We start from the raw sequence: 10,047 nt of genomic DNA, 5'->3' as shown, positions 1-10,047 counted from the left end.
TCTGGCGCAAGACCGCCGAAGAGATCCTCGACTCCCTCGCACGATATCTGCAACGGATTTCAGGCGCAGAACACTAGAGCTTCCGGAGCTTGCCTAGGTCCACCGCTTGCGGCGGATGCCGCGCTCGTGTGTGATCGAGCGAGCCCGCACGCGGCAGGGCACGGCCGGGAAGGAACGACGAGTCCAGATGCTCCCACTGGAGTCCGGTGATCCGGCGACCATCGGCCCCTACCGTCTGCTCGGGGTACTCGGCTCCGGCGGAATGGGCCGAGTCTATCTGGGCCGCAACGCCGGTGGCCGCACCGTCGCGGTGAAGGTGGTGCGACCGGATCTGTCGGATGATCCCGAGTTCCGCACCCGGTTCCGGCGGGAGGTGGCCGCCGCGCGGCGGGTGACGGGCGCGCATGCGGTGCCGGTGTTGGACGCCGATGTGGAGGCGGAGCGGCCGTGGCTGGCCACCGGGTACGTCGCGGGGTTGTCGTTGCGCGAGGCCGTGGACTCGTTCGGGCCGTTGCCGGAATCGGCGCTGGTTCCGCTGGCCGCGGGCCTGGCGCGGGCGCTGGCCGATGTGCACGCGGCCGGGGTGGTGCACCGCGATCTGAAACCGTCCAATGTGCTGCTGACTCTCGACGGGCCGCGGCTGATCGATTTCGGTATCGCCCGCGCCGCCGACGACGACGGCACGCTGACCACGACCGGCAAGGTGATCGGTTCGCCGGGTTATATGGCGCCGGAACATATTTCGGGTGATGCGCCGGTGGGGCCGGCGGTCGATGTGTTCGCCCTCGGCGGGGTGCTGGTGTATGCCGCCAGCGGCAGTGGGCCGTTCGGTTCGGGTGATTCGATCCCGATGCTGTGGCGGGTGATGCAGGAACCGGCGCGCCTGGATGGCCTGCCGGCGGCGTTGCGTCCGCTCGCGGGAGCATGCCTGGACAAACAACCCGGTAATCGCCCGACGCCAGCCGAAGTCGAAAGGCAGTGTGTGGCATTGGGTGACGCCCGGTCGGGGTGGTTGCCGGGACCGATCCTGGAGGCCATCAGCCGTCAGGCGGTGATGCTGCTCGATCTGGATTCCGGTCCGGTGCCGAACGATCCGCCGGTCACGCCGCAGAGCGCGCCCGACCTTCCCTCCACGCTGATCGGCTCCGGCGCCGTAGGGCACCCGCACACGCCCGTGCCGCCGACCGAGGCGTCACCGCCGACCGTACAGCGATCGCTTCCGGGCGATGCGGGCCGGTCATCGACCTTCACCCCCGGCCACTTCCCGAACACCGGTATGCCCGGGCGGACGGGTTCGTGGCCCGGCGCGCCGTCGCAACCGTCCGCACCATGGGATCCCCACGGCTACACCCAGGCCGGCGCACACGCTGAAAGCCCTCCCGCACACAGCAATTCGTCGCGGCGCCGGTTGGTGACGATCGGATGCCTGGCCGTGGTGTTGGTGGCGGCGGCGGTGATCAGTGCCACGCTCGCCTTCCGCAGCGCGTCATCGGATCGGCCGGCGTCTGCTCCCGGTACCGAAACCTCGGTCGAGACCGAGGACACGTCGGCCCCGGAGGCCACCGCCGCCGAGACGACAGTCGCGGGAAGCGAGTTGGCGGCGCTGCCCGCCGATTACGCGGGCACCTGGAAGGGCACCGCCACCGACGGGCTGGCCACCTACGACATCGTCGTCACCCTGCGCGCGGGCGCGGTGGGCACGGAACTGGGTACGGCGAGCAATACCGGCCGGACCAGTGGTCTCACCTGCCGGCGCGCCGAAACCCTCACCTCGGCGAGCGATTCCTCGATCACGCTGCGGGCCCGCTTGGTCTCGGGCGCGACCTGTATGGACGACGGCCAGTCCTCCACCCTCACCCTGAACCCGGACCACACCGTCGCCTATTCGATGACCGGTCCGATCGGCGCCATCACGGGAACACTGCGGCGCCAGTGAAACCGGCTGCGGCACAACGGTTGTCGCCTCGGCCGTCTCATGACGGCAGGCGTACCACCGCGATCGCCGGTTCGCTGAGGCTGCCCAGGTACAGGGTCCCGTCGGTTTCGGCGACGCCGGTGACCATCGCGTACCGGCCGGGTTCGCATTGCAGGTCGTGGACGAGGGTGCCGTCGAAGTCGTAGGCCTGTACCCAGACGGTGCGGGCGGGTTTGGGCTGCAGGGCCGGCGGGATGGCGCGCACGAGGCGGCGCAGCACACCGGGCAGCGGAAGCAACGTGTCCAGCACCGGGTTTCGCGGTGTGACGAGCGCGGCCCAGACGAGGCCGTCGCTGCCGAGGCCGAGATTGTCCGGGCAGCCGGGCAGGTTCTCCACCAGATGGTCGGTCTCGCCGGCGCGGGGGCCGGTGAGGTGGTGGCGGGCGATGCGGTAGCCGCCCGTTTCGGCGACCAGCACACAGGAGCGGTCGGGGGCCAGGACGATCCCGTTGGCGAATTGCAGTCCGTCGACCAGGGTTTCGACCCGGCCGTCGGGGCAGCGGCGGAACAGCCGGCCGGTGCCGGAGTGTTCGAGGATGTCGCCCATGTAGTCGTCGAGCGGGTAGCGGCGGCTGGATTCGGAGAAGTACACGGTGCCGTCGGTGTCGGCGACGACGTTGCTGGCGAAGTTCAGCGCTACGCCGTCGACCCGGTCGCACAGGGTTTCCACGGTGCCGTGCGGGCGGTCCAGGCGCAGCAGTCCGCGCTCGGCGTCGCAGATCAGCAGCGATCCGTCGGCCTCGGCGTGCAGGCCCAGCGGCCGCCCGCCGGTGTGGGCGATCTGCTCGACCGCACCGGTGGCCGGGTCGACCGCGAGGACGGCGCCGTCGGCGATGCCGGTGACGACCCGCCCGTCGGGTGCGAGCACCACATCCTCGGGACCGTCCCCGGGCAGTTCGAGCAGCCGCAGGTCGGGCATGGGCGGATCGCTGTGCGGGGCGCGCGCCCGGGCGGGCGCCGGCGGGGGAGTCCACCGGGTCGGCTGGAAAGACATGACTCACCATATCCACCGGGCGGCGGTCCCGAGGCGTCACCACCTCCGGCGCAGGCGGGTGATCACCCCGGTGTCGGCGGCCAGGCCCGGCGGTCGGTGGTGCACAGTAGTCGCCGCGCCGAGCGGGTCGATGGAATCACCTCGAGCGCAACGGGTTACGGCCTTCCCGCCCGGCCGTACAGTGCCCGGTGATCATCAGCGCCGGCGAGCACGTCGATGCGCTGTCGGCATGTGGCGGCGCCGGCGCATGGTTCCGCCGGTCCTGGTTTCGGTTTCGACGGGATAGTGGTGTGACGAGTGTCAGGGCTCCGGAGCGAAGCGGTGCGGAGGGCGATTTCTGGGATACGGCGCGGTGGCGGCCCGCAGTCGTGGCCGGGCGCTGGGCGCGGTGTCTCGGCGCGAGCCGGGGACGACGGGTCGCGGCGTGGCTGCTGCTGACGGTTCTGTTGCTGTTCGTCGCGCCGATCGGTGTGGGTGCGGTAGCGACCGCGCAGTCGCGGACCGACGCCGCGGGTGCCTCGACAATCGATGCGATCGGCTGGATGGACGTGCGGGATTCGTCCGGAACAGCGGTCTCGGACTACGTCTTCGCCACCAACCACGGCAGCCTGCTGCACCCTGGGAACACCGCGCTGTCGACGGTGCTGGATTTGGAGTTCGCCGGTTTCATGGCGATCGCTGTCACCGCGATCTGGCTGATCGGGTACGCGATCAGTTTTCGCTGGCTGCAATTGGTCTCGGTGCCGCTGACCGAGGTCGCCGATACCCTCGCCGGACAGATCGGCACCCCGATGGTCATGACGGTAGCCGCCAGTGTCGGCGCGTCCTTCGTCGCGTGGTTCGTCGTGCGGGGGCTGTTCAGCAAGGCCACGCTGCAGGTGCTGACGATGCTGGCGGTCGCGCTGTTCGGGGTCGGCTATCTCGCGCATCCGATGGCCGATGTGCTGTCGCCCCACGGGCTGCTCGCCGAGGGCCGCGATGTGGGAGTCGCGGTGGCGGCCGGGCTGAACGGCGATGCGAATCCGAATCCCCAATCGGTGATTGCCACGATGGAGAACACTCTGGCCGACAATTTCGTGCGCCACCCGTTGCAGGTCTGGAATTTCGGGCATGTCGTCGATCGCTCACCGGCGTGCCGGGCCGAATGGTCGGCAGGAGTCGCGGCGGGCAGTGACGCCCGTGTCGCGAGCGGCATGCAGCGCTGCGGCGACACCGCGGCCTACACCAAATCTCAGAACCCCAATGCCGGGCAGGTCTGCACCGGTCTGCTGCTGTTGCTGTTCGCGGCGGTGCTGCTGCTGTTCGGGGTGTATCTGTCGGGCAAGATCGTGGTGGCGGCGGCCGAGGCGATCTATCACGCGTTCATGGCGATATTCGGTTTCGCGGCAGGCGGTTTCGCCTACGGGCCGACGCAGACCTTCCTGGTCCGCAATCTGGTCGACGCGTTCGTCTCGGCGGGCAAGATGGTCGCGTTCACCATCTATCTCGGTGTGTACGCGCTGGTGCTCGACGATCTGTTCCGGCAGACCCCCGGCCAGGGGATGGAGGTGATCTTCGTCGGCGGTGCGGTGATGGTCGTCGGCGTGGTGTTGTTGCGCCGAGTGGGCAAGAACGTCGCCGCGCGCGGCAATCAGGCTGTGGCGCGGATCGGTTCGGTTCTCGCGGGCGGGCAGGCCGGTGCCGGTGGTGCGGCTGCGGCGACGGCCGCGGGCGCGCCCTCGGGTTCGGAGCGGCTGCTCACCGCGCTGGCGGCGATCAATACCGTCAACGCGAACCCGGTGGCCGAATACATGATGGGGCGCAGGCGTTTTCCGCTCAGCTCGCGCTCGCGGCTGCGGCAGGACGCGGAGACAGCCAATATGCGCATCGCCGCGGAGTCGGGGCGCCGAGGCTGGATCCTGAACTACAACCGGACCAGGGAACAGATCATCGACTCGGCTCGCTCGGCTGCCGGCGAATACGGCCACACGCCACTGGGCGCCGCGGTCGCGGTGGATCGCGTCGTCGACCGCGGCGGCGGCCTCGGTGACGCCGATTCCGCCCTGACCAGCGCCGGTTTCACCGACAAGCAGATGCGTCTGGATGCCATTCGCGCCTACAACTACCGCACCAGCTGGGGCCCCAACATGTGGGACGGAGACAAACATCTCGGCCAGGCGATCGCCTCGATGAACGTCCTCAAACTCGGGCGCACACCGGCGAACGTGGCGTTGTTCCAACGCACGGCCCACCGGCTGGCCAACCGCCGGTTCGCCGACCCGCAGTTGCGGTTCAGCAGTTTCGACGCCGAGGAGCAGGCGTTGTTGCGCGCCTACTTCGCGAACCCGAGCAAGCCGGTGATCGAACGAATCAACCAGGTCGCCACCGGTTCGGCGACCACGCTGCCCGGAATCACCGGCACCGTCGAACCCGAGCGCGCGGCATTGATGAACCGCTTCATCAATGTGCATCTCAGCCGCAGCTATCTCGCGGCCGCACAGGCGGAGGATCTGCCGGCCGCGTCGGAGATTCTGCGGAAGATGGCCTTGCCCGAGTACTGGCTGGGGACCAGCAAACTGACTCCGTCCAAGGCCATTCCGACGTTCTGATGCCGATCGATCCGTCGCTGAGGAGGTCGTCAGGGAGCTGGGTGCGAATCCGTGACGGCCGGGCCCGCGGTGCTGGTGACGTGGACGGGGAGGTTGTCGGCCCACGGCTGGCTTTCCACCATGTCGGCGACTCGGACTGTGCCCCTTTCGAATTCGCCGGTGGCGGCGTCGACGAGGCGGTAGGCCTGGACCTGGGTGTGGATGGGCTGGGCGTCGAGCAGCACGACCCGCACTTCGCCGGGTTCGAAGTGGCAGCGTTGCTGCAGGGCGGCGATGAGTTGTTCGTTGTGCATGTGCCCGTCGCCGAAGTTCCAGCCGATGGCGGTGCTGCAGATGCGTTCACCGTCGGTGATGGTGTATTCGTCCTCGCGGCCGGCGGGCATGGCGCGGTGCACGAGGGTGAACAGGGCGCGGCCGTGGGTGTTCATGGCGCGGAAGGCGTAGCCCAGATACAGCGGGATCTGGGCCCGGTCCTTGCCGTAGTAGCGCTCCATCTGCGCCTGCGGCATGCTCGCGATCGCGACGATGTTGCGGTCGATCTTCTGCGCCGCCGAGGGTTTGACGCACCACACCGTGGTGTCCCAGTTGCCGGCGTAGTAGCGCATCCCGGGCAGGAACGAGATCCGGGAGGGCAGCAGGTTTCCGGTGATCACGATCGCGACGAGGACCGCGAACAGCAGCACCGGCAGCCAGGGATGCGTGGCGTCGGCGAAGCCGATGTCGGCGTGGGCGACGAACAGCACCCCGAGCCCGAACATCATGAACACGTTCCACTCGAGCGGTACGCCCATCGGGATGGCGGTCAGGATCGCCAGGTGGAAGCACAGCAGGATCACCGCCGCCACCGCGGTGGGCCGGCCGCCGTGGGAGAAGAACAGCACGATCGGCGCGCACATCTCGACCGCGGTGCCGCTGTGGGCGACGAATCGCGACAACCAGCCGGGCCGCAGGTCGTCGGGGAAGTCGGCGAAGAAGCGGCGCTTCAGCCATCGCGGGCGCACGATCGGGCTGTTGGACATCATGGTCGAGACCACGAACGGGAAGTGCCGGTTCAGTTTCGAGGTCGCCGCACCCATCCAGATGACGACGAAGACGAGTTTGGCGGCCAGGATCGCATCGGCGCCGCCGAACAGGAACGCCACCGCCAGCGAGCCGTAGACCTCGCCGCGCGCGGCCAGGAAGATCACCTTGTCGCGCAGTCCCAGCACCGCCAGCACGGCGACGACGAGGCCGACCTGCCAGGCCGGCAACAGTCCGACGGTGGTGTCGAGGGCGGGGATCGGGCCGGTGCCGTCGGACAGCAGCGCCCACAGCAGCACCACCAGCAGCAGCGCGTAGAGCGCGGCGTCGACCGGGGTGCGGGCGGTGCCGCGGGTGAGCGGGACCACGCGCGGCCACGGTGGGAGCCGGATCGTTCCGGGCCGCAGCCAGTACAGGATCGATCCCATCGGCGGGAAGTAGCGGTTGTTGAGCGGCCCGAATCCGCAGCCGAGGCCGATCACCTCGAACAGCATCGTGTAGAGCACGGCTTTTTCGAACGCGATCGGTTCCGACCACCAGCTGCCCACATCGGTGAATCCGTCGATGCCGCTGGTGCTCAGCGCGAACAGCCAGCCACCGAGGATGTAGAGGCAGATCTTGACGACGTAGAACAGATGCAGCACCACCGGTGTGCCGAAGCCGACCTCGGCCCAGTGCCGCGCCATGAGCCGGATGCGCTCACTGCGGCCGCTGTTCTCCCACTGCTGTTGATCGACGACCGGCAGTTCCGGCTGGACGAACCCCATCAATCTCTCCGTTCCCGCGTCCGCGGCCGGTCACGGCACCATGACCGCGGTGTTGCCCTTCTCGCTCGACGTGACGAGGATGTCGCGGTCGATCGGATCGTCCACCGCGGCAAGGCTTTCCGGCGCCATGATCGCCAGGAACCGGCTGTCGTCGGCGTGCAGGCGCCCGACGACCAGTCCGGTGCGCGGCTCGAATGCGTGGCGCACGGTGTAGGTTTCGATCCGGGCCGGCCCGTCGGCGCGCGCCCGGCTGGGCACCTGCGGGGCCGACGCCACGGCGCGCTGCAGGTGTGCGCTGCGGTCGGGCTCCCAGGGCGCCGGCGTGGTCGAATACACCCCGACCGAGTATTTGCTCATGATGCCGCCGTTGGCGCCCACCAGGCCGAAAGCGCCCGGCTGGTCACGCATCCGGGCCACGGTCTCGGCGATCGCGTGCATCGAGTAGTTGTTTCCGGGGCCGCCGAAGAACGGCAGCCCGCCGGTCACGGTGAGCCCGCGCGGGTCGTCGGTGGCCAGTCCGGTGCCGTCGCAGAAGTTGAACACCGCGACGGGGAAGCAGCTGTAGAGATCGAGGGTGGTGAGGTCGTCGAGCCCGATTCCGGCCACCCGCAACGCTTCTCGCGCCGCCGTCCACGCGGTGGGCGCGGCGCCGAGGTCGGGGCGGGCGAGCAGGGTCTGCTCCTCGAGGTCGGCGTGGCCGCGCAGATACACCAGCTTGTCGTCGGGGACGCCGAGCCGGCGGGCTTTGCCCAGCGACATCACCACGGCCGCGGCGCCGAGGTTGACCAGATCGCGGGCCACCATCAGGCGTGGAAACGGGTCGCAGATCATCCGGTTCGAGTCGGTGACGGTCGCCAGTTCCTCGGCGCTGCGCTCGACCGGTGCGGCGGCGAGAGGATTCTTGGCGGCCACGGAAGTGAACGGCGCCAGCAGTTTTCCCATTTCCAGGCGATACTGCTGCGGTGTCGCGCCCACGCGCGCGCGGCGGGCGTTCTCGAGCAGGCCGTACTGGGTGGGTGCGCCCATGACGGCGTGGGCGATCAGGTTGTCGTCGACGAACGATTCGTATCCGAAGCCGCGGTCCTCGAGCTGGCCGGCGGCGGTTTCGGTGAAGTCGGGTCGGTCGTCTCGCCCGGCGTAGTGGCGCTCGGTCGAGATCGCGTCCGATCCGGTGATGAGCACCGATTCCAGTCGCCCGGCGGCGATGTCGGCGGCGAACTCGGTGAGCAGATGTTGCGGGCCCTGCCCGCCGACCACCTCGAGCACGGCGCGGGGCGGGTCGATGCCCAGTCGCCGCGCCACCGAGCGCGGGTAGTTGTCGGAGCGGCCGAGCGGGGCGCGCACCGGCGCCGAGATTTCGAATTGGCGCACCCCGGCGATGAGTTCGACGCTCGCGGCGGCGTCGGCGTAGCGGACCTCGGTGTCCTCGAGGGCGGCGCGGGCGGCCACGGCGGCGAGGTCGACCGACGACATCTGCCGGTATTCGGAACTGTCGATGCGGTCGATGGCCTGTCCGACGCCCACGACGACCGGCGTACGCGAATCCACCATCAGCGGACCCCACCACTGCGTGCGGTCGTGCCGGCTGCCCGTCTCATGGCAGTGACAGTAACACGGGAAATAGAACCTGTTACAGACGTTTGTCTCAGGTGGTGGCCCGTTGTGAGGCCGCGGCGTGCTCGCCGAGATCGGCGAGAGTGAGCCGGTGCCGCGGCGCGTGGTCGACGACGGTGTGGCGGGCGGTCACCAGATCGGGTCCCACGTGCAGCAACCGGCCCACCGGCAGCTCACGCCAGCCGGGATCGCTGTCCATGCGTTCGGTGGCGATGACCACGGCCGGATGGTCGGCCAGCGCGAGGGAGTGGGCGCGGATGGGGCCGGTGCCGGCGTGGTCGAGGTGTTTGCCGCCGCCGGGTCCGCCCGCGGCGCGTTCGAGGACGAACAGGTCGTGGGTGTCGGGATAGCGCAGCGCCCACAGATCCTGCGCGGTGGTGAGCACGAAGTTCAGCGCGAACACCGGCAGGTTGTCGGCGATCCACCCGACCGCCGCGCCGATCCCGGCGACGACATCGCCGTCGTGTTCGTCGATGCATCGGGTGACGAGCGCGAAGACCCGTTCGGAATCGGTTTGCCCGGCGACCAGATCGCGGTAGTCACCCAGCGCGCGTTCCAGTTCCGGCAGACCTCCGACGACACCGTTGTGGGCGAACAGCCGCCCGTGTTGCTCGAACGGGTGGGTGTTGGCCGCGACCGTCGCCCCGGTGGAGGCGTAGCGCACGTGGGCGAGGAAGGTCGCCGATTCGCACTCCATGGCCTCGCGCACGAACTGCTTGTCCTCGTAGGCGGCGATGGGCTGCTTGCGCACCAGGGGCCGGCCGTCGGGTTCGAAGGTGCCCAGCCCGGTGCCGTCGGGTTCGCGGCGGCTCTGCCGCGCCAGGCTGTCGGAGGCCTCCAGCAACCAGAATGTCGCGTGCACCCGCTGCGGTGCCGCGCTGAGCCCGAACAATCGGCACATCGATTCACCTTTCGCCGCGCCGGCACGGACCGAACATCCGCCTCGGACGAAAATGCTTGTCGCGCTTCGATATTCAGTGCACGGTCATCGGGGATTCTCGCCGATTACGCGGCTACGGCCGCCGGACCGACCCTACCCGGGTGCGGCGAAACGCGAGGCCCTTCGGCCCTGGATCGGCGGTTGCCCGC

General features: G+C 69.3%; 6 protein-coding genes. 2 read left to right on the top strand and 4 right to left on the bottom strand.

Annotation, left to right across the window (positions count from 1 at the left end):
• Positions 1-187 precede the first annotated feature (187 nt).
• On the top strand, positions 188-1,936 hold the full coding sequence (locus A5789_RS16985; protein WP_064904384.1) for a serine/threonine-protein kinase: 1,749 nt from the start codon (positions 188-190) through the stop codon (positions 1,934-1,936).
• Between the two features lie 37 nt (positions 1,937-1,973).
• Here A5789_RS16985 and A5789_RS16980 read toward each other — a convergent pair whose 3' ends face one another.
• Complete coding sequence (locus A5789_RS16980; protein ID WP_227463175.1) at positions 1,974-2,969, bottom strand: SMP-30/gluconolactonase/LRE family protein; 996 nt, start codon at positions 2,967-2,969, stop codon at positions 1,974-1,976.
• A 290-nt stretch (positions 2,970-3,259) separates the two neighbouring features.
• Between A5789_RS16980 and A5789_RS16975 the strand changes: the two genes are divergently transcribed.
• The gene (locus A5789_RS16975) at positions 3,260-5,557 is read left to right on the top strand and encodes a hypothetical protein (protein WP_064904374.1); all 2,298 of its coding nucleotides are present in this window, start codon (positions 3,260-3,262) and stop codon (positions 5,555-5,557) included.
• Between the two features lie 29 nt (positions 5,558-5,586).
• On the opposite strand, the gene A5789_RS16970 is transcribed toward A5789_RS16975, so the two are convergent.
• From A5789_RS16970 to A5789_RS16960, 3 genes are all read right to left on the bottom strand, one after another.
• Entirely contained in the window at positions 5,587-7,344 is a 1,758-nt protein-coding gene (locus A5789_RS16970; protein WP_064904372.1) for a DUF3556 domain-containing protein, read from the bottom strand.
• A 30-nt stretch (positions 7,345-7,374) separates the two neighbouring features.
• Complete coding sequence (locus A5789_RS16965; protein ID WP_064904370.1) at positions 7,375-8,898, bottom strand: acetyl-CoA acetyltransferase; 1,524 nt, start codon at positions 8,896-8,898, stop codon at positions 7,375-7,377.
• Between the two features lie 91 nt (positions 8,899-8,989).
• Positions 8,990-9,859 carry a class II glutamine amidotransferase gene (locus A5789_RS16960; protein WP_064904368.1) on the bottom strand — a complete coding sequence of 290 codons (870 nt, stop codon included), beginning with the start codon at positions 9,857-9,859 and terminating at the stop codon, positions 8,990-8,992.
• Between the last annotated feature and the right edge of the window lie 188 nt (positions 9,860-10,047).

It is taken from the genome of Nocardia sp. 852002-51101_SCH5132738 (assembly GCF_001665695.1).
Taxonomy (GTDB): Bacteria; Actinomycetota; Actinomycetes; order Mycobacteriales; family Mycobacteriaceae; genus Nocardia; species Nocardia nova.
Note: the sequence above shows the minus strand (reverse complement) of the source record. Positions and strands in the feature narration are given on the sequence as shown.